This window comes from Streptomyces sp. 1222.5 (assembly GCF_900105245.1).
Classification (GTDB): Bacteria; Actinomycetota; Actinomycetes; order Streptomycetales; family Streptomycetaceae; genus Streptomyces; species Streptomyces albidocamelliae.
The window spans coordinates 4,124,994-4,142,161 of sequence record NZ_FNSZ01000001.1 but is presented as its reverse complement, the minus strand read 5'-3'; the positions used below and the strand labels follow the sequence as shown (position 1 = coordinate 4,142,161).

18 protein-coding genes and 2 pseudogenes are annotated in these 17,168 nt (G+C 68.8%); 12 read left to right on the top strand and 8 right to left on the bottom strand.

What is annotated here, in order from left to right; all coding sequences use genetic code 11:
* Nucleotides 1-2: 2 nt before the first annotated feature.
* Entirely contained in the window at nt 3-848 is an 846-nt protein-coding gene (locus BLW57_RS18515) for an RNA polymerase sigma factor (RefSeq protein WP_093475902.1), read from the bottom strand.
* Nucleotides 849-1,057: 209 nt separating this feature from the next.
* Between BLW57_RS18515 and BLW57_RS18510 the strand changes: the two genes are divergently transcribed.
* The 3 genes from BLW57_RS18510 to BLW57_RS18500 all read left to right on the top strand — a co-directional run bounded on the left by BLW57_RS18510 (nt 1,058) and on the right by BLW57_RS18500 (nt 3,995).
* Nucleotides 1,058-1,393: a GntR family transcriptional regulator gene (locus BLW57_RS18510; protein ID WP_256339518.1), complete on the top strand. Its 336-nt coding sequence runs from the start codon at nt 1,058-1,060 to the stop codon at nt 1,391-1,393.
* 159 nt (nt 1,394-1,552) lie between these two features.
* Nucleotides 1,553-2,803, top strand: coding sequence for an NsdA family TPR-like regulatory protein (locus BLW57_RS18505; protein WP_093475899.1), 1,251 nt, complete (start codon nt 1,553-1,555; stop codon nt 2,801-2,803).
* Between the two features lie 958 nt (nt 2,804-3,761).
* Entirely contained in the window at nt 3,762-3,995 is a 234-nt protein-coding gene (locus tag BLW57_RS18500; RefSeq protein WP_093475898.1) for a YozE family protein, read from the top strand.
* Nucleotides 3,996-4,239: 244 nt separating this feature from the next.
* Here BLW57_RS18500 and BLW57_RS18495 read toward each other — a convergent pair whose 3' ends face one another.
* The 3 genes and pseudogenes from BLW57_RS18495 to BLW57_RS40570 form a co-directional block, all read right to left on the bottom strand.
* A complete protein-coding gene (locus tag BLW57_RS18495) occupies nt 4,240-4,428 on the bottom strand; it encodes a hypothetical protein (protein WP_093475896.1) in 189 nt (62 codons plus the stop codon).
* Between the two features lie 484 nt (nt 4,429-4,912).
* Nucleotides 4,913-5,709 (bottom strand): annotated as a pseudogene (xerC, locus tag BLW57_RS18490) (tyrosine recombinase XerC); the annotation flags it as partial.
* Between the two features lie 16 nt (nt 5,710-5,725).
* Nucleotides 5,726-5,896, bottom strand: a pseudogene (locus BLW57_RS40570) (replication initiator); the annotation flags it as partial.
* A 667-nt stretch (nt 5,897-6,563) separates the two neighbouring features.
* Here BLW57_RS40570 and BLW57_RS18480 point away from each other — a divergent pair.
* From BLW57_RS18480 to BLW57_RS18470, 3 genes are all read left to right on the top strand, one after another.
* Entirely contained in the window at nt 6,564-7,454 is an 891-nt protein-coding gene (locus BLW57_RS18480) for an amidase domain-containing protein (RefSeq protein ID WP_176985634.1), read from the top strand.
* Nucleotides 7,455-7,470: 16 nt separating this feature from the next.
* The gene (locus BLW57_RS18475) at nt 7,471-8,031 is read left to right on the top strand and encodes a hypothetical protein (protein ID WP_093475893.1); all 561 of its coding nucleotides are present in this window, start codon (nt 7,471-7,473) and stop codon (nt 8,029-8,031) included.
* A 320-nt stretch (nt 8,032-8,351) separates the two neighbouring features.
* A complete protein-coding gene (locus tag BLW57_RS18470) occupies nt 8,352-8,528 on the top strand; it encodes a cold-shock protein (protein WP_093480762.1) in 177 nt (58 codons plus the stop codon).
* Nucleotides 8,529-8,789: 261 nt separating this feature from the next.
* On the opposite strand, the gene BLW57_RS18465 is transcribed toward BLW57_RS18470, so the two are convergent.
* The 3 genes from BLW57_RS18465 to BLW57_RS41440 all read right to left on the bottom strand — a co-directional run bounded on the left by BLW57_RS18465 (nt 8,790) and on the right by BLW57_RS41440 (nt 11,004).
* Nucleotides 8,790-9,335: a hypothetical protein gene (locus BLW57_RS18465; protein ID WP_093475892.1), complete on the bottom strand. Its 546-nt coding sequence runs from the start codon at nt 9,333-9,335 to the stop codon at nt 8,790-8,792.
* Nucleotides 9,336-9,976: 641 nt separating this feature from the next.
* On the bottom strand, nt 9,977-10,192 hold the full coding sequence (locus BLW57_RS18460; protein WP_093475890.1) for a hypothetical protein: 216 nt from the start codon (nt 10,190-10,192) through the stop codon (nt 9,977-9,979).
* 104 nt (nt 10,193-10,296) lie between these two features.
* Entirely contained in the window at nt 10,297-11,004 is a 708-nt protein-coding gene (locus BLW57_RS41440; RefSeq protein WP_093475889.1) for an FG-GAP repeat domain-containing protein, read from the bottom strand.
* Nucleotides 11,005-11,256: 252 nt separating this feature from the next.
* On the opposite strand from BLW57_RS41440, the gene BLW57_RS18450 reads away from it, so the two are divergent.
* From BLW57_RS18450 to BLW57_RS41430, 4 genes are all read left to right on the top strand, one after another.
* Entirely contained in the window at nt 11,257-12,258 is a 1,002-nt protein-coding gene (locus BLW57_RS18450) for a GAF and ANTAR domain-containing protein (protein ID WP_093480761.1), read from the top strand.
* Nucleotides 12,258-12,410 carry a hypothetical protein gene (locus tag BLW57_RS41435; RefSeq protein WP_176985633.1) on the top strand — a complete coding sequence of 51 codons (153 nt, stop codon included), beginning with the start codon at nt 12,258-12,260 and terminating at the stop codon, nt 12,408-12,410. Before BLW57_RS18450 ends, BLW57_RS41435 begins: the two co-directional genes overlap by 1 nt.
* A gap of 140 nt (nt 12,411-12,550) precedes the next feature.
* Nucleotides 12,551-13,747: an STAS domain-containing protein gene (locus BLW57_RS18445; RefSeq protein WP_176985632.1), complete on the top strand. Its 1,197-nt coding sequence runs from the start codon at nt 12,551-12,553 to the stop codon at nt 13,745-13,747.
* Nucleotides 13,748-13,942: 195 nt separating this feature from the next.
* Entirely contained in the window at nt 13,943-14,098 is a 156-nt protein-coding gene (locus tag BLW57_RS41430; protein ID WP_176985631.1) for a hypothetical protein, read from the top strand.
* Between the two features lie 107 nt (nt 14,099-14,205).
* Here the strand turns inward: BLW57_RS41430 and phoU are convergent, their stop codons facing one another.
* The gene (gene phoU / locus BLW57_RS18440; RefSeq protein ID WP_093475886.1) at nt 14,206-14,895 is read right to left on the bottom strand and encodes a phosphate signaling complex protein PhoU; all 690 of its coding nucleotides are present in this window, start codon (nt 14,893-14,895) and stop codon (nt 14,206-14,208) included.
* 242 nt (nt 14,896-15,137) lie between these two features.
* Here phoU and BLW57_RS18435 point away from each other — a divergent pair, with 242 nt between their 5' ends.
* Both BLW57_RS18435 and BLW57_RS18430 read left to right on the top strand, forming a co-directional pair.
* A complete protein-coding gene (locus BLW57_RS18435) occupies nt 15,138-16,388 on the top strand; it encodes a two-component system sensor histidine kinase PhoR (protein ID WP_093475884.1) in 1,251 nt (416 codons plus the stop codon).
* Nucleotides 16,385-17,065, top strand: a complete 681-nt coding sequence (locus tag BLW57_RS18430) for a two-component system response regulator PhoP (RefSeq protein ID WP_030342036.1) — start codon at nt 16,385-16,387, stop codon at nt 17,063-17,065. The genes BLW57_RS18435 and BLW57_RS18430 overlap by 4 nt, the downstream gene beginning before the upstream one ends.
* Nucleotides 17,066-17,168 lie beyond the last annotated feature (103 nt).

The window sequence follows — 17,168 nt, the reverse complement described above, 5'->3', positions numbered from 1 at the left end:
CCTCATGCCGCAACCGCCATGCGGTCGCTGGCCACGGTCTGCCCGGAAACGCTCACGCCGACCCAGGCGGTCATCCGGTTCTTCCCGGGGCCAGCCTGGCGGATGACGCCTTCCTTGCGCAGCTCGGAGAAGAGCGTCCGCCACTTGGCCGGGCTCTGAGGAACGGCGACCTTGTGTCGCTCAACCAGGTCGGCGGAGGTGAATGCGCGGCCCGTGGACGCCTCGCACAGAGCGGCGCGACGCGCGACGTCCTCCCACAGCTCCGCAGGGCCTTCCTGCATCACAGGCCGCAGGACAGCCATGGCCGCGTGCAGCCGGTTGAGCACGGTCCTCCGGCTCACACCCATCACCGCCGCCGCTTCCACGGTCGAGAGCCCGTCAAGCGCGTGCAGAGTGAGCGCCTGACGCTCACTCGCCGGCAGCAGGTGGAGCAGGCGGCGAACCTCCGCGTACTGCACGACCGTCTCCTCCGGGCACGACAGCGCGTCCGTGGCAACCGCCTCGGGCATGGAAGGCGCCCCGTCGGTGTCGTCGGCCGATCGGCTCAGCTCCTCGCACCGGACCCGGGCGTACCTCCAGTGGTCGACGACCAGGCCCCGGGAGATGGTGGCCAGCCACGCGTACAGGCGGTCGTCGCGGGCCGGGTCCAAGGTGGGGAGGGACTTGCCCAGTCGAATGAACACCTCGCTGGCGATGTCCTCCGCCAGCGCGTGATCCGACAGGCGAGCGCTCAGCCGCCGGACCACCCAGGGGTGGTACTGCTCAAACAGCCTCCCCCACCGCTCCTTGTCAGCCTCAGAAAGAGCTGCGACCTGCGCTGCGCCGCGTTCCGTGACAGTTCCAGGCATGATGGATGTACCCCTTGAGGGTCAGGGAGCGGCTATCTGCTTGGCGGTGGAGGCCGCTCCTTGCTTTTCCTGGCGTGACCAGGACTTTTCGCGGAAATCGCTCCCTGCTGGGAGCGCCCGCTCGATGACTAGCTTGCACTAGTCTGCTGTGGTGCACAACCCCCGTGGAGTGGTGTGCACTAGTTCGCTGTGGTGGGTACGCTCAGGGCATGACTGTCACAGGAGGGCCCAAGCCCAAAGCGGTGCAGGTCGCGGACGCGCTGCGCGAGGACATCAAGCGGATGAAGCCCGGTGACAAGCTCCCGTCACAGCGAGAGCTGATCGACCGCTTCGGGTACGCGAGCCAGACCATCCAAAACGGGCTGGCCATGCTCCGGTCCGAGGGCCTAGTCGTATCGGCCGGGAACCTCGGTAACTTCGTCGGTGACGGGACCGCTCCGCAAAACGACGTGCGCGACGAGATCAATGAAATCCGCTCCCTGATTCAGGCGTTGACTGAACGGGTGGAAGCACTCGAAGAGCGCTCCACCGTGGGTGGTGCGTGATCTGCAACCAGCATGCGAGGAACGGAGCGTGTGGCGTAAGTGACACTGAGGGGGCGGATGCGTGAGCAGGGGACATGTCCGGTGTCACCTCGGTGTCCCCTTCCCTGTCCCCGGGGGCGAGGCGCAAGACTCAGCGGGTAGGCACTCGGAGGAGGACGTATGAGCGACGACAGGCCCGCGTGGGCGCGACGCATCGCGGCCGAGCGGGCGGCTCGCGAATGGTCCCAGCGAGACGCGGTGAAAGCTCTCCGGGCCCACGCGAAGGAAGAGCTCCCCGCAGATGACAGCCTGATCCGGCAGTGGAAGCGGTGGGAGTCTGGACAGATCCCCAACGAGTTCTATCGGCCGCTCATCGCGGCGGTGTTCGGCACCGTGACGCACGCGCTTTTTCCCGCGCCGGCGCGTCGGGATGGGGACAAGGAAATCCTGGCCGCGAGCGGTATGGAGACGCTGGAGATCGTGAGCCGCCTCAACCGGTCCGACGTTGACGCGGCCACGCTTGATGCGCTGCGGATCACTACGGACCGGCTCTGCTCGGAGTACCCGTTCATGCCGAGCGAACAACTCCTCATCGAGGGGCGACAGTGGTTGCGTCGCGTTGTAGAGCTGCACTCGAAGAGCCTCACGCTCTCGCAGCACCGCGAGGTGCTAGCCCTGTCCGGCTGGCTCGCGCTCCTTGTCGGGTGCGTGGAGTACGACACGGGCGCCCGGCACGCTGCCGAGTCGACGCGGCAGGCGGCGCTATCGCTGGCAACCGAGGCGGACCATGCGGAAATCGCCGGATGGGCGCACGAGATGCGAGCCTGGTTCGCGCTCACCACGGGGGACTATCGCGGGGTCATCGCGGCGGCGCAGGCCGGAACCGAGCTGGCTGCGCATCAGGGTGTAGCCGTGCAGCTTGCCGGGCAGGAGGCCAAGGCGTGGGCCCGACTCGGGGACCGGCGGCGAGTTGAGGTGGCGCTCGACAGGGGACGCAACCTGCTTGAAGGCATGCCGCACCCAGAGAACTTGGACAACCACTTCGTAGTGGACCCGGCGAAGTTCGACTTCTACTCGATGGACTGCTACCGCCTGGTCGGAGAGGACAAGCTGGCCCGGACGCTAGCCGAGGAAGTTTTGCGGGCGGGGACGGACTTCGACGGCATGGAGCGCTCACCCATGCGCAACGCGGAAGCACGCGTCACGCTCGGTGTGACAGCCGCGCGGGAGGGCGACCTTGAGCAGGCACTGATCATGGGGGAGCGCGCCCTCGAAGGGGACCGCCGGTCGGTCCCATCGCTGATCATGACGAGTCGAGAGTTGGCGGCCGAGGTGCGGCGCCGGTACGCATCCGAGCCCGCCGCTCAGGGCTACCTCGCTCACTTGCACGAGCTGGGACAGGCGGCGCCCGGCTTTCTGCCCCAGCAATAGAAGGAACGGCCTACGGCCGCACGACCCTTGGCAGCTCGCTGCGCTCGCGCGCGACGGCCGTCGGAGCTCCCGAGCACCGTCGCGCGCTCCCGGCGAGTTCGTTGCGACAGACGAAGAGACCACCCCCGTCCGCCAGGGGTGGTCTCTTCGGCATTCCGGAGTGCTCAGTGTCCGCAGCGTCCGCACCCCTCCCTCTTTTAAGAGCGGCCCTGACCTGCAGAAACATGCTCCTAGTGGCAGAGGGTGACCGGACGCTGCGGACACTAGCGGACGCTAAACATTTTGTTCAGCGTCCACAGGAACAGTGCAGGTCAGACGGGACGAGTGATGGCCGGCGGACGCTGCGGACGCTATCTTCCCTCAACTCTCTAGTAAGAGAGTGAAGGATGGCTCTTCAGGGGGCGCGGCACGAACGACCGTCCCCTACTGAAGAGCCGAGGTGAGCCGCGCAGAACGGAACAGGCCCGACGACGCTCACCCAAGCCTGCCGTCCGCCGCTTGGAGGGTCCCCAGGACGGCATTCCAGGCGGGGGGCGAGTCGGCCGCCCCCTGGATTGCCGCCCTCGCGTCCACAAGCAAGAGGAGCACCACCGGGCGGGGCGTGCTCCTCTTGCTTGTGCGCGCGGTCATTACGCCGGGTCGCCATCCCGCCCGATTGGGGTCTAGGCGCCCTGAGAAGCGCCACGGCCTTTGCCCTGGCGGCGGTCGTCGCGCGAGCGCAGCGAGCTGCCAAGGGACGCGCGGCCGTAGGCCGTTCGTTCTTGCCCTTCCTCCGCCGGGCGCGCCGGCACCGCTGATGCCCTTGTCGCTTGTCTTGTCGCTTGTCGTGAAGAGAGAGGGCCGCACTGCGGGATGGCCCGGAACGGGCTTTGACCTGCGAGCCGACAAGCGACAAGACAAGCGACAAGCGGACCAGGCCCGTGGGTTAGCCCAGACACGGCGGCGGAAGGATGCTGATATGCCCAAGCCGAAGAGCTTCACCGCATGGTCGAAGACCCACGCCGATCAGCGCAATGCCATAGGGGATCTCGCGCGGGACGTCTCCGCTGACCCCGACTGGCCCTCACGCAAGGGAAGGCAGGGCCAGCTTGACTACCTCGAAGAGCGCGGCGCCATCGACGCGGCTATCGAGACGCTCGAACGTGCCTGGACTCAATACGAGGCATACCAGGCTGCTCAGACAGATATCTGAGCAGTCGGGAAGCCGGAACCTGTCTGGAACCTCCGAGGTCAACAAGGAACGACAGACAACGACCACCAACAACCGACCGACCACAGGTCAGTTGCGGTGCACGCCCCGTTGATCAGGGCCAAAATGCGGGCGGTCGAAACCCAGGGCAAGAAGAAGTAACCCAGACCGAAGAAGCCCCCTACCTGCGGTTTTGCTGCCAGGAGGGGGCTCTTCTGTGTCTGGGGCCGTGTCTGGGCCGTCGGGCTCAGATGCGGCGGATGCTCACGCGGACCGCGACGAGGAGTGCCGCCAAGGCAACGACGGCTACGTCAGCACCGGACCGGATGCCCAGCCAAGCGCCGCCGAGACCAATGAGCGGGGACGGCAGGGGGCGGAGGGTGAGGTCGATGCGGACGCCTCGGCGTGGCACCATGGCCTTCTCCATGTGGGTCATGTGTTGCTCCATCTCTAGGCAATAACCGATCCCATGGAAAGGAGAGGCCGCCCCTGCACGGGCGGCCTCTCCGCTATTTGGGTAGGAGGAACATACACCCCGTCAGGCAGTTGACAAAAAGCCTCAGCTCAGGGCGTTATATCTACCCTATTAATCGGCGAGGAGTATCGGGTGTTGGGTCCACTCTGATACCTGCGAGTGCTCGCGTAGGCATCAACTTCAAGCACCCCGCCCAAGGCTGCGCTAGGCCTTGCCGTCTTGGCAGCGAGCTTGCCGCCACACTCGGGAGCGTGGATGTCGGAAGCGATGCGGTGCGGAACTTTGCCGCGAAATCTCATTCGGAAGAGATTCGGGTTCACGAAATGTGAAACGAGATTCGGAAGGCGTAATCGTCTAGACGAAAACGTGATGCGTAATTTGGAACTGTGAAACTGAATCCGTAACGCGAATCACGTAATGGAGATCTACTTCCAAGCAAAGTTGCTAGCGGGACGTCCCGAAGCTTGCCGCCCTTCGGCGGGGCGAACACGGCCTTGCTGCGGCTCAGCTTCAGTTGCTGGACCACGTGGAGCATGTCCGAGGTGAAGTCGATCGCGTCGACGGCCACGCCAAGGTCTCGCCCTGACGGAGCCCGCAGCCGCCGCCCAGGTCGACCATGGCTTGGAAGCGCTCGGGCATGGCGGCCCGGACGGCGAAGACTCGCTCGGGCGTCCGGGGCGCGACGCGCTTGTTGTCGACGGTCGGCGGTCGGACCGACCGGGCGGCGCAGGGGTTGCGCGGGAGATGGCCGTCGTCCACTGCCGCGCTGAGCGCCGCCCGCACGTTGGAGTAGATGGTCCGGGCGTACGACCCACGGACGCCGTTGTCCTGGAGTTGCCGCACCCAGTCGCGGATGTGCGCCGGCCGGAAGGAGCCGAGTGGACGCGAGCCGAGATAGGGGAAGGCGTGTAGCCGTAACTGCGACTCCATCGAGGCTTGCGTGTTCGGGTCGGCCCCCTGCGTGGCGACCCACCGCTCGGCGTACTGCTGGAAGGTGATCCGGGCCGCGCGCGGGTCGATGTACTGCCCGCGCGCCATGTCCGCTTCGACGTGCGCCAACCATTGATCAGCAAGCCGCTTCTGTCGGTCGGGGAAGCTTTTGGACTTCTCGGTGCCGTCGGGACCGACGTACCGCGCCCGGTAGCGCATGCCCGAGCCATGTCGCTCTGTCTTGGTCCGGTGGGTCATTCCATCCGGACCCGTCTCGGTGTTGTACCAGCGGTCTTGGATATGTCCAGCCATCAGGCGGCCACTTCCTCGCGCTGTTGGTGGCGTACTTGGCGACGTAGGAGGCGACGGCCTGTTCGGTGATGTCGGAGCCGTCACCGAATGCCTTTACGGGGCGGACGTCGAGCTGGGTGCCCCAGCGGAAGGTGCGGGCGGGTTGGTCCTCGGCGGTCGGCACCGAGACTGAGGTGTAGGAGTGCGACACGGGCGAGTCGTTCGACACGTGCGGCCTGAAGAAGCGGGCGCGCAAGGCGACCCGGCCTGTGCCGATTCCCCCCGTCCTCGTGCGCCTGGTCCGCGGGCACATCAAGGAGTTCGGTACCACTGAAGACGGCCGGCTGTTCCGTGCAGCCCAGGGCGGCGGCCTGCTGTCCAAGGAGTACGGGGAGGTTACGGGGAGGCTTGGAAGGCTGCTCGACTCGCCGTGCGGACCGAATCTGAAGCGGCCTCCCCTCTGTCTGACCTGCCGTACTCCCTGCGGCACGCGGGCGTCTCGCTCTGGCTTGAGTCTGGTGTCTCCCGGCAGAAGTCGCACGCCGAGCAGGCCACAGCATCGCTGTCCTCTTCCGCTTCTACGCGAAGGCGTTTCACCGCAGCCAGCAACGCGCGAACGAGCACATCCAGCGTGCCCTTGAAGCTGCTCAGGAGTAGCAAGCCCACCTGCGGCTACGAGGCGTCACCCCACCTGCTGAGGAGAGGTGACGCCTCCGCCTTTCACCCAGGTGCTCCGGCTCGGCTGCCGCTCGAAACCGGCCAATTGGGAACCTGCGCATCCGTCTCTCCATCCTCATAGCCAACGTGACCCGAAAGCCGCACCGATCCGACCAACGGGCGGCCGGGACCCATCACAGGGGGAAGGAACCCGACTCTTGCGCAACAAGCTCGGCCGTACGATCACCGGCGCAGCAGTGCTTGCCCTCACCGCCGCCGGCGCCGTCACAGGAACAGCGCACGCCTCCACAGACGTTCCCGACGCCACCGGAGCCATTACAGAAACAGCGAACGCCTCCATAAGCGCGGCCGACGACGCCTCTATAAGCGCTGCCGACGACGCCTCCACAGACGTTGGCGACAACACCTCCGCAGCGGTCGCCGACTCCGTGTGGACCTCAAGAGGGTGGCCCGCCCCTTCAGCCGATCCGCACCTTCCTGATGCAAACGGCAAGATCCCCGCCGACCAGGAGGAGGAGCCGCAGCCGCTCGTCGATGAAGGCATCTATCGCCCTGACGCCGACCCGGCGTCCACGTCGCCAGATTCGGCAGATTCGGCAGCCGCAGCCGCAGCAATCAGCGGCGACGGAACGGCCAACTGGGCGTGGAACAACCTGGACACTCGGTGGGAGTACAGGACGGACTGCGCCAACTTCGTCTCGAAGGCTCTGTACCACGGGGGCGGGATGAAGATGCGCCCCGGCGGCCGCAAGGCAGATAACGCTTGGTGGCAGGGTAGGTACGGGTTTGGCAAGAGCTGGAGTTGGACGAGCGCGGACTACCTCCGGCGGCATGTGACCAAGTGGCGGAACGGCGCGATCCAACCGCACGAGTACAACGCCAAGGTGGGGGATCTCGTCTTCTTCAAGTGGAAGAAGGAGAGGGTTTACAACCACGTGGCGATCGTCTACTCCATGGTGCAGGGGCACGCGGGGATCGTGCAGCATGGCCTGAAGAACCAGACCACTCTCCACGAAGTGATCAATCGGTACAGTCACACCTCGAACCCGATCGAGAAGGTCACGATCGTCAGGCCCAAGACCCGCTAATAGCAAGGAACGTGAGATGCCCTGGTTCAAGCAGAGCCATGCAGCGGCCGGATGGATGGCAGCAGCAGTGTTGCTGACGTCTGGATGTGCTCTTCTCGGCAGCAGCTCTGCTGATGCCAGAGGGCCGGGCGCGTCCTACGAGCAGGCGTACGCCGACCACGAGCCGTTGCACGTGGTCGGCTACCCCTCCACCGGCTCGTTGCTGGTGATGCAAGAGCTCGTGTGGGACATCGCCGACGGCAAGACGGCTGAGCTCCGCAAGCTGGCGACCAGCGACAGCAGCGATGCGGTAGCCCAAAAGACCGCCGAGAACTGGATCAAGGGCTTCGGAGCCGGCGCCCGCGGCAAAGTGACAGGCGATTTCTATAACGACGGTTCAGAACGCCAAGTCGTTGTCCTGTACTTCCATGGCACCCACCAGTTCAAAGAGTTCACCGTTCGGCTCGACGGCGATGCGGGCAAGGAGGACTGGCGGATTTTGATGAAGTCGACCGATTTCAAGGACGCCACCCAAGCTCCCAGCTGGGCTCCGAAGGAGCCGGGAGGAACCGGCTCCACCATGAAGAACAACAACTGATCGCATGGGCACCCAAGGCCCTCGCCGTCCGAACGAGCCGGATGGTGGGGGCTTTCCCCTTCCCATTTCACGGTGCCCTGCGCCCTCTGGTCCGCAACAGCGCAAACCCCTGACCCCTGCTCCGAGGCGAGAGGTCGTGCCAGACAAGTGCCAGATCCAGCGGGGAACTACGGCGTACATGGGTGTATCGCGAACAGGCCAGCCAGGCGTCGAGGCCGTAACGGCGCAGGTCAGAGGCAGGATCTCCTCTGGAGCACCCAAGCTTCCCAAGCTGAGGTACCAAGTGCGCCGGCGCAGACGGAGTCCGTAGGGTGTCGCCCATGGTGACTGCGACGGTCCGTGAGTGGAACGACGAAGAAGGGTGGGGCGTGCTCGACTCCCCCGAGACTCCCGGCGGCTGCTTCGGCCACTACTCCAATCTCCAGCTGCCTGGCTTCCGTACGCTGTCGCCCGGACAACAGGTTGACCTCACGTGGGAAGCCCCTGGCTTCAAGTAAGACGGGTACGACTACCGCGCCCTGAGTATCGCGCCTGGGTCCGTCTGACATCCACGCCTGACATCAACGGCGGCACACGGTCCCGGTCCCCAGCAGTCAGCTACACCAACGCGCCCTTCACCGTAGCCTGCAGTAGCGACCCGTCGCTCGAACTCCTAAAGCGGTGGTCAGCGCCACGCACGGCCCTCGCTGTAATGAGCGCAGCTGCACGCACCCGTACGAGGGCTAGGCAAGCGACCTGGAAGTCCTGCTGCTTACTGACTAGGTGTAGCGGGGATCCGGGCTGAGGATGGCCGGGTCTTCAGATCGCAGCCGGAACTCTGCATGCACTCCAAGGCTATTGCGTGCGGCGAGGTAGAACTCGTCACGCTTCTCCTGGAAGTCCCGAAACGCCCTCCTCCAGTCCTCCGGCGTTCCTGGGCGCATCTCACGGACGAACTGTTCCAGCACCCAAGCGTGGCGCTGCAGCGCTCTCGCTGCGGAGATGGTTTCCGCGTCTCCCATGAGTAGGACGGCCTCGAATGCGTAGCCGCGCTCCAGTTCGGCTTCGGCCATCAGCTCCAGGCCGGCTTCCGGGGCAAGTGGTTGAGGCAGATCGAAGAGTCCCCTGCCGGCAGCAAGACGGCCTGCCAACGAGGTGAACCTCTTGACCGCGTCGGCATATCGGAGGTAGCACTCCAGGCGGCGTTCGTCCCATCGTGTGGAGAGTTGGCGTCGCCACCGAGATCTCTCCGTCAAGGCTCCGCCCACGTAGGACGCGACCGCGCCGATGATCACACCGATCAAGGTGAACAGCTGTCCTGACATGCCCCCGCCGATCATCGATCTGCCAGGAGGGGACCATACGGCCAGAGCCCCTGCTGCGTAAGTGCGCCGCGAGACGGTCTGTGGGAGGCCGCTACGACTGCCCCTCCAGCGCGCCAGGACAGGTGCAGTACAGCAGCGGAGTACAGCTACCAGCACAACCTCAGCCGACTGGCCAAGGCCTTCGATGACCCTACGACCAGCATCCCGGACCGCAATGGCCGTCCAGCCGATAGTTCGGGACGAAGGGGTCATCGCCCAAGGTGCTACCTATCTGCTTCCGCCGTAGCGCCTTGTGTCCCCCGACGGCCGGCAGCATGGCTCAGGCCAGCGGGGACACAGCTAGGTTGGCGAGCGCGCCGAAGCTGGGCCGTCCCTGGGCCGTCCGAGGCTGCTCGGCAGTGGCCAATGACGACCAACGGCGACCACCAGGCGCACGACCCCACTGCCCCTGATCAGCAAAAACCCAGCTCACCACGATCCCCGGCAAGGCCCAGGGCAAGAAGAAGCAGCCTTCGCGATCATGCCCCTGTTCTGCGCCCTCCGCGCGGATCGGGGGCATTTTCATGAGTCCTCCGGGCCCTCTTCCGGCTGCTCGCGCGGAAGCGCCCCGCGGCGCGTGGCTGCGGGGCGCCTCGTGTGGTTCAGTCGACCTGCTCCCCGTTGTGTGTTCCGCCCTTGCAGTAGTTGCCCATCTCGTTGATCGCGGGCGTTCCGCCGCCGTCCCTGCACTGAGAAGGGGTGACGTAGGACGGAGCACCCTGTGCGGTGGCTGCGGTTGCGGTGGCGGCGCCGGTGAGGCCGAGTCCGGCGAGGGCCGCCGTGGCGAAGACGGCGGCGAGGATTCGTCGAATGCTCATGTGGTTCCCCTTTCACGGAATGCCTGGATTGGGGCACTAACCACCTTGATCTTCACCCATGTGGGTGGCACGCGCCATTCAGGCGACAGCGCTGCCGGGCGCGGTCACCCCTTGCCCGTGCTGCCCGTGCAGGTCGGGTAGAAGGTTCTCAGGTCGGCCTTGGGCATGGAGGCGGGGGTTTCCTGGTCGGTCTGGTCGGCTTCCTTCAGGTACTTCCTGTTGGTGTCGTCCGACTTCCGGTCGAGGCCCTGCGCGCTGCCCAGGCGGGCTGTCGTCGCGTAGACACCGTCGCCCGCGTGGCCGTAGGCCGCGAGGTCCGGGTAGCGGTCGTGGTCGTAGTCGGCGACGGCGGCCGCGCGCGGCTCGGTCAGGTCGACGTGGTGATCGCTCTGCCCCCTCCCGCGTGCCGAGAACGGTCCGAGCCGCAGCTCCGAGACGGAGGGCTCAATCGGGCTGTCGCCGCTGAAGGCGTCCGTGGCGGCGACGAAGAGGTCGTTCCAGCCGTCCTGGTCGAAGTCGGCCACGACCGCCACCACGTCCTCCGCGCCCTCGCCGCGGCCCCCGACCAGGTCCCGGGGCCCTACCTCGGTGCCCCGGCCGCCCCCGGCGCCGAAGGTGATGGTCAGGTCGGCGCCCGTGTAGGAGGGGGAGACGCGGTCGGCCGTGCCGTCCCCGTCCAGGTCGGCCACCAGGATCCCGGATCTGGTCACGCAGCTCTCGATCTCCTGCTCGGCGTTCGGACGCGCGGGCGGATCGCCCCGGCCGTCGCCGCATCCGGCCAGCAGGGCCAGCGACACGGCGAGTGCCGGCACCCGGCTGGACCGCCCCGCGGTTCGTCCCGCACCCCGCACGATGCCCGCCTTTCCCCGGAGCCGGAAGCGTTCCCCGGAGCCGGAAGCGAGCAGATCCTACGGGCCGCGTCGGCCGTGTGCGACGGCGGAACCGCACTGTTAATTTCCGTGGGCTGGGAACTCGGTGTGCGGACGGCCCCGGAACCGGTGGGCCCGACGGGATACAGGTGGATTCATGTCTGCTGATCGTGAGCCGCGACGGGGGTGATGACCATGCCGCCCGAGGAGCCCTTCTCGGCCGGGCGTGGTCTGCCGCCCGAGACGGAGGCCTGGCTCCGGGTCAGCGAGACGCTGGGCGCCGCCGCCCGCGGCGCCGACGACCCCGGGCGGGAGCCGGGCGCCCTGTGCCAGGCGTGCGTCCGGCTGCTGCCGATCACCGGTTCGTCGGTGTCGATCTCCGGCGGCAAGGGCGTACGCATCACCTGGTGCGCCAGTGACCGGGTGGCCGCCCGGCTGGCCGAGCTCCAGTACACCGTGGGCGACGGCCCCTGCCAGACCGCCCTCGAACAGGGCGCCCCGGTCGTCGCGGCCGACCTCACCCAGGGCCCCGACGTCCGCCGCTGGCCGATCTTCGCGCACGAGGCCGTGGGCCTCGGTGTCCGCGCCGTGTTCTCCCTGCCGCTCGGTGTCAGCGGCGCCGCGGTCGGCACGCTCGACCTGTACAGCGACCGCGCGGGCGGTCTGGTGGAGCAGGATCTGCGGACCGCGCTGTGGATGCGGGACGCGGTCACCTACGCGCTGATGAACCTGCAGGCCGCGACGCACGCCGACGCCGAGGGCGAGGCGGAGGACGAGGCAGCGTCGTGGGTGGCGGCCTCCGAGGCCGACCACACCGAGGTCTACCAGGCGGTCGGCATGGTGATGGTGCAGCTCGACGTGGACCCCGAGCAGGCGCTGGACCGGTTGCGGGCCCGTGCCTTCGCCGACGGACGTACGGTCAGCCAGCTGGCCCGCGAAGTCCTCGCCCGCAAGCTCCGCTTCCGCCCGGAGCCGGTCGGTCCGGGCCCGAGCGGGGACGGCGCCGGCGCGCACGCGCGGGAGGCCGGTTACGGCGGGTCGTACGCCGATGAGCCGTACGCCGGTGAGGAGAGGCGCGCGGCCGGCGAAGGCGGACCGTACGCCGGTGACGAAGGCCGCGAGACCGGCGGTGGCGGGCCGCACGGCGGTGGGAGCGGGCGTGACGGCGAGGACGAGGGAAGGGACGGTGAACGGTGATGGGCCGTGAGCACCTCTCCATGGCCGAGGCGCGCGCCGCGCTGCGCGGCTACGCCGACCGCTACCACCGGCGCCTCGTCGACACCGCGCACTCCGTGGTCCGGGGCGCGCTCCCCGCCGCGGACATCCTGGCCGTCGCCCGCGAGAAGTGACGGGCACCGGCTGGGTCCTCCCGGCCGGACGGCCCGCCCCGAACCCGCCCACCGGGACTACGCTGAGAAGCGCCGGGACGATGTGCCCGGCCCCCGGGACCCGCCGGATCACGTGGCCTCCCGACGCGGGGAGAGCGGCCATGCAGCACTTCACCTGTGACACCGTGGCCGACCTCGCCGTCCCCGGACTCGCCGGTGGCCGGCTGACGGTCCTGGCGCTCAGCGGCTTCGTGGACGCCGCCTCCCGTGACGGACTCGCCGCCGCGCTCGCCGCCGCGGGCCCCGCCCAGCTCGTCGTCGACCTCAGCGGACTGCGCCTGCTGTCGCCCGCCGGTGCCGAGGTCCTCTGCGGTGCCGCGCGGACGGGCGCCGCGCACGGTCGCGCCCTGCGCCTCGCCGGCTGTCCGCCGCAGGCCGCCGCCGTACTCGCCCGCACCGCCGCGGACCGGGCGGCGCCGGAGCAGTACGCGTCGGTGGCCGCGGCACTCGCCGCCGTGATCGCCGCCGCGGTCGCCGCACCCGTCGTGACCGACCCCGACCTCTCCGACCGGTACCTGCGCGCCGACGCCCTGAGGCTGCGGCACGCCGTACTCGGCAGGGCCCTGGACGCCCGGGCCGAGGGCGTGCTGACGGAGCGTTACGGCCTGCGTGGCCCCACCCGTGCCCGCGCGCTGCTGCGGTCCGTCGCCCGGGCGCACGGGCTGGCCACCGTCGAACTCGCGGCCGCCCTCGCGCACACGCCACCGCCGCGACCCGGCGAGGAGTGGTTCCCCGGCGACGGCCCCGCCGCCCCGCCCGCCGTCCGCTTCGTCAGTGGCCCACGGGACCGGTCGCTGTCGCTGCCCGCGTTCCTCGGCGCGCTGCGGGACGCGGTCTGCGGGATCACGCACACCGACATGGCCAACGTGCAGTTGATCGACGCCGACGACCACACCCTGCGGATGGAGTCGCACTGCGGATACTCCGCCGAGTTCGTGCGCTTCTTCGCGATGATCGACGACACCGCCACCGCCTGCGGTCAGGCGGCCCGCAAGAGCGCGCGGGTGGTGGTGGACGACGTGGTGACCACCTCCGTTTTCGACGAGCCCTCGCGCGCCGCGGTGCTCGCCGTCCACAGCCGTTCCGTGCAGTGCACGCCCATCCCGGGCGCCGCCGGCCGTCCGCAGGGTGTGGTGTCCACCCACCACACCCTCCCGGGCCACACCCACACCCCGGGCGAACTCGCCGCGCTGGACGGAGTCGCGCGGGAGGCGGGGGAGTGGCTGGACTGGTACCGCAGGAGCAGTACGGAGAACGCGCTGGAGGATCTGCACCGGCGTGCGCAGTCGCCGGCCTGACCCGCCGGCCCGACCGCGCCGCCGGCGCCTTCGCCGGGCCTCGTCGCCCACCGGGGCGGTCACGGGAGCCGGAGCTTTCGGCGGTGGGGGCTCGAAGGCGAGGGGCGTGGGCGCCTCCGTGCGCCGTTGATGCGCCCAGGGGAGCGGGCATGGAATGGGCGAGGGCATCCCTGCCCCAGCGTCTAGGAGGGACCCATGGCCGAATCCCCCAGCACGAACCCGGACCCCACGCAGGAGCGCGAGACCGAGCAGCCCGCCGAGATCAAGAGCCTGCCGCTGTTCGGCGCGTGCGGCTGCGGCTCGGGTTGCGGCTGCGGGTGCCAGTCGGGCAACCCGTGCCAGTGCGGCTGACCCGAGCGACCGGTACGACCGTCGTCGAGGGGCCGGTGCGAACGTGTTTCGCGCCGGCCCCTCGTCGTGCCCCGTACGGGAGGAGACCCGCCCCGGCCCCCGGAGGGCTAGGCGCCCTCGACGCCCGTCGCCGACTGGATGTCCGCCTGGAGCTCGTCCGCGTGCTCGCCCGTGACCAGGTAGACGACGCGCTTGGCGACGGCCACGGCGTGGTCGGCGTACCGCTCGTAGTAGCGGCCGAGCAGGGTGACGTCCACGGCCGTCTCGATGCCGTGCTTCCAGCGGTCGTCGATCAGGTGCTGGAAGAGGGTGCGGTGCAGGAGGTCCATCTCGTCGTCGTCCTGCTCCAGCTGGAGCGCGAGGTCGACGTCCTTCGTGATGATCACCTCGGCGGCCTTGGCCATCAGGCGCTGCGCGAGCTGGCCCATCTCCAGGATGGTGGCGTGCAGGTCCTGCGGCACGGCCCGGGCGGGGAAGCGCAGCCGGGCCAGCTTCGCCACGTGCTGGGCGAGGTCGCCGGAGCGCTCCAGATCGGCGGACATGCGCAGCGACGTGACGACGATACGGAGGTCCGTCGCCACCGGCTGCTGGCGGGCGAGCAGGGCTATCGCCCGCGCCTCCAGGTCGTGGTGGAGTTCGTCGACCTTCTGGTCCGCCTCGATGACGCTCTCGGCGAGCTTGAGGTCGGCGTCGAGGATGGCGGTCGTGGCGCGCCCGATCGCCGACCCGACCAGCCGGGCCATCTCCACCAGTCCGTCGCCGATCGAGTCCAGTTCCTCGTGGTACGCGTCCCGCATCAGGGTTCCCTCTCGTACGTGTGTTCCGGGGTGCCGGGGCCGTGGCACCTCGCGCGCCCGTGCTGAGACCGGCGGTGCGAACCCCCACGATCCCCACGCTCCCACGTTCTGCCCCGGACGCGTCCGTTTCTGCCACCACAAATGAACCGGTACTGGCTCCAAGGTGAACTCTGGGCGACGAGTGTTCGAGGTCGCACTCCCATGGCTGTGGCCATGTCGTACGGCATGCCTAACCTTGAGGCATGGACGTGAACGCGGCGGTCGCCGCAGCGGCAGCGATCGCCGGGGTGCTCACCGGTGTCATCGCCGTGCTGGCGTTCCGCTGGAGCGAACGCGACCAGAAGCGACCCACCAGGACTTCCTTGCACACCGATCCCGTACTCCCGCCCGGCGTGGACACCGTACTGTCCGTGCTCCGCTCCTCGGCCGTCGTCCTCGACGAGGCCGACGCCGTAGTCAAAGCCAGCTCCGCCGCCTACGCCCTCGGGCTGGTCCGCGGCGGCAAGCTCGCCGTGGAGCCCATGCTCCAGATGGCCCGGGACACCAGGCGGGACGGTGAGATACGCCAGGTCGAGCTCGACCTGCCCCGCAGGGGCACCGGTCGCGGCGAGGCCCTCGCCGTCTCCGCCCGCGTGGCTCCGCTCGGCTCCCGCCTGGTCCTGCTGCTGGTCGAGGACCTGACGGAGGCCCGCCGCATCGAGGCGGTACGACGCGACTTCGTCGCGAACGTCAGCCACGAGCTCAAGACCCCGGTCGGCGCGCTCTCCCTGCTCTCCGAGGCCGTCATGGACGCCTCCGACGACCCCGAGGCCGTCCAGCGCTTCGCCGGCCGCATGCAGATCGAGGCGACCCGGCTGACCAACCTGGTCCAGGAGCTCATCGATCTGTCGCGGGTCCAGAACGACGACCCCCTCGAGGACGCCGAGCCCGTCCGCGTGGACGAACTGGTCGCCGAGGCCATCGACCGCTGCCGCCACCAGGCGGGCACCAAGCAGATCACCATGGCCGCCGGGGGCACGGCCGACCTGCATGTCTGGGGGAACCGGGGCCAGCTGGCCGCGGCCCTCGGCAACCTGGTCGAGAACGCCGTGAACTACTCCCCGGCCCGTACCCGCGTCGGCATAGCGGCCCGCAGGGTCACCGCCCGCGGCGGCGACATGATCGAGCTCGCGGTCACCGACCAGGGCATCGGCATCTCCGAGAAGGACAAGGAGCGCGTGTTCGAGCGCTTCTACCGCGTCGACCCGGCCCGCTCCCGGGCCACCGGCGGCACCGGTCTGGGTCTCGCGATCGTCAAGCACGTGGTCGCCTCGCACGGCGGGGAGGTCACGGTCTGGAGCGCCGAGGGCCAGGGCTCCACCTTCACCCTCAAGCTGCCGGAGGCGGGTGCCGCCCGCGACCGTGCTCAGCAGCATCCCGACCTCGACGACGAGGCCGGCACCACCGAGTCATCCCCGTACGAACCGCTTCCCGCCCCGGAGGTCCTTCCGTGACCCGAGTGCTCGTCGTCGAGGACGAGGAGTCCTTCTCCGACGCCCTGTCGTACATGCTCCGCAAGGAGGGCTTCGAGGTCGCCGTCGCGGCCACGGGTCCCGACGGACTCGACGAGTTCGAGCGCAACGGCGCCGACCTCGTCCTCCTCGACCTGATGCTGCCGGGTCTGCCCGGCACCGAGGTGTGCCGTCAGCTGCGCGGCCGCTCCAACGTCCCCGTGATCATGGTGACCGCGAAGGACAGCGAGATCGACAAGGTGGTCGGTCTCGAAATAGGAGCCGACGACTACGTCACCAAGCCCTTCTCCTCCCGCGAGCTGGTCGCCCGCATCCGCGCGGTGCTGCGCCGCCGGGGCGAGCCGGAGGAGGTCACCCCGGCCGCCCTGGAGGCGGGCCCGGTCCGTATGGACGTCGACCGGCACGTGGTGACGGTCGCCGGTTCCAAGGTCGACCTGCCCCTCAAGGAGTTCGACCTGCTGGAGATGCTGCTGCGCAACGCGGGCCGCGTCCTCACCCGCATGCAGCTCATCGACCGGGTCTGGGGCGCCGACTACGTGGGCGACACCAAGACCCTCGACGTCCACGTCAAGCGCCTGCGGGCCAAGATCGAGCCGGACCCGGGTGCCCCGCGCTACCTGGTCACGGTCCGCGGCCTGGGCTACAAGTTCGAGCCGTAGGCCGAGGGCAGGCGCCGGCGCTCCTGAGCCCGCGCGCACGGCCGTACGACGGAGGGCGGCACCCCGGCCGGGGTGCCGCCCTCCGTCGTACGTGTACGGCTGC

What these genes read in the sequence shown, in the direction of transcription:
- BLW57_RS18515 (WP_093475902.1), bottom strand. Translation starts at nt 848, where the DNA reads ATGCCTGGAACTGTCACGGAACGCGGCGCAGCGCAGGTCGCAGCTCTT.
- BLW57_RS18510 (WP_256339518.1), top strand. Translation starts at nt 1,058, where the DNA reads ATGACTGTCACAGGAGGGCCCAAGCCCAAAGCGGTGCAGGTCGCGGAC.
- BLW57_RS18505 (WP_093475899.1), top strand. Translation starts at nt 1,553, where the DNA reads ATGAGCGACGACAGGCCCGCGTGGGCGCGACGCATCGCGGCCGAGCGG.
- BLW57_RS18500 (WP_093475898.1), top strand. Translation starts at nt 3,762, where the DNA reads ATGCCCAAGCCGAAGAGCTTCACCGCATGGTCGAAGACCCACGCCGAT.
- BLW57_RS18495 (WP_093475896.1), bottom strand. Translation starts at nt 4,428, where the DNA reads ATGACCCACATGGAGAAGGCCATGGTGCCACGCCGAGGCGTCCGCATC.
- BLW57_RS18475 (WP_093475893.1), top strand. Translation starts at nt 7,471, where the DNA reads ATGCCCTGGTTCAAGCAGAGCCATGCAGCGGCCGGATGGATGGCAGCA.
- BLW57_RS18470 (WP_093480762.1), top strand. Translation starts at nt 8,352, where the DNA reads ATGGTGACTGCGACGGTCCGTGAGTGGAACGACGAAGAAGGGTGGGGC.
- BLW57_RS18465 (WP_093475892.1), bottom strand. Translation starts at nt 9,335, where the DNA reads ATGTCAGGACAGCTGTTCACCTTGATCGGTGTGATCATCGGCGCGGTC.
- BLW57_RS18460 (WP_093475890.1), bottom strand. Translation starts at nt 10,192, where the DNA reads ATGAGCATTCGACGAATCCTCGCCGCCGTCTTCGCCACGGCGGCCCTC.
- BLW57_RS18450 (WP_093480761.1), top strand. Translation starts at nt 11,257, where the DNA reads ATGCCGCCCGAGGAGCCCTTCTCGGCCGGGCGTGGTCTGCCGCCCGAG.
- BLW57_RS41435 (WP_176985633.1), top strand. Translation starts at nt 12,258, where the DNA reads ATGGGCCGTGAGCACCTCTCCATGGCCGAGGCGCGCGCCGCGCTGCGC.
- BLW57_RS18445 (WP_176985632.1), top strand. Translation starts at nt 12,551, where the DNA reads ATGCAGCACTTCACCTGTGACACCGTGGCCGACCTCGCCGTCCCCGGA.
- BLW57_RS41430 (WP_176985631.1), top strand. Translation starts at nt 13,943, where the DNA reads ATGGCCGAATCCCCCAGCACGAACCCGGACCCCACGCAGGAGCGCGAG.
- phoU (WP_093475886.1), bottom strand. Translation starts at nt 14,895, where the DNA reads ATGCGGGACGCGTACCACGAGGAACTGGACTCGATCGGCGACGGACTG.
- BLW57_RS18435 (WP_093475884.1), top strand. Translation starts at nt 15,138, where the DNA reads ATGGACGTGAACGCGGCGGTCGCCGCAGCGGCAGCGATCGCCGGGGTG.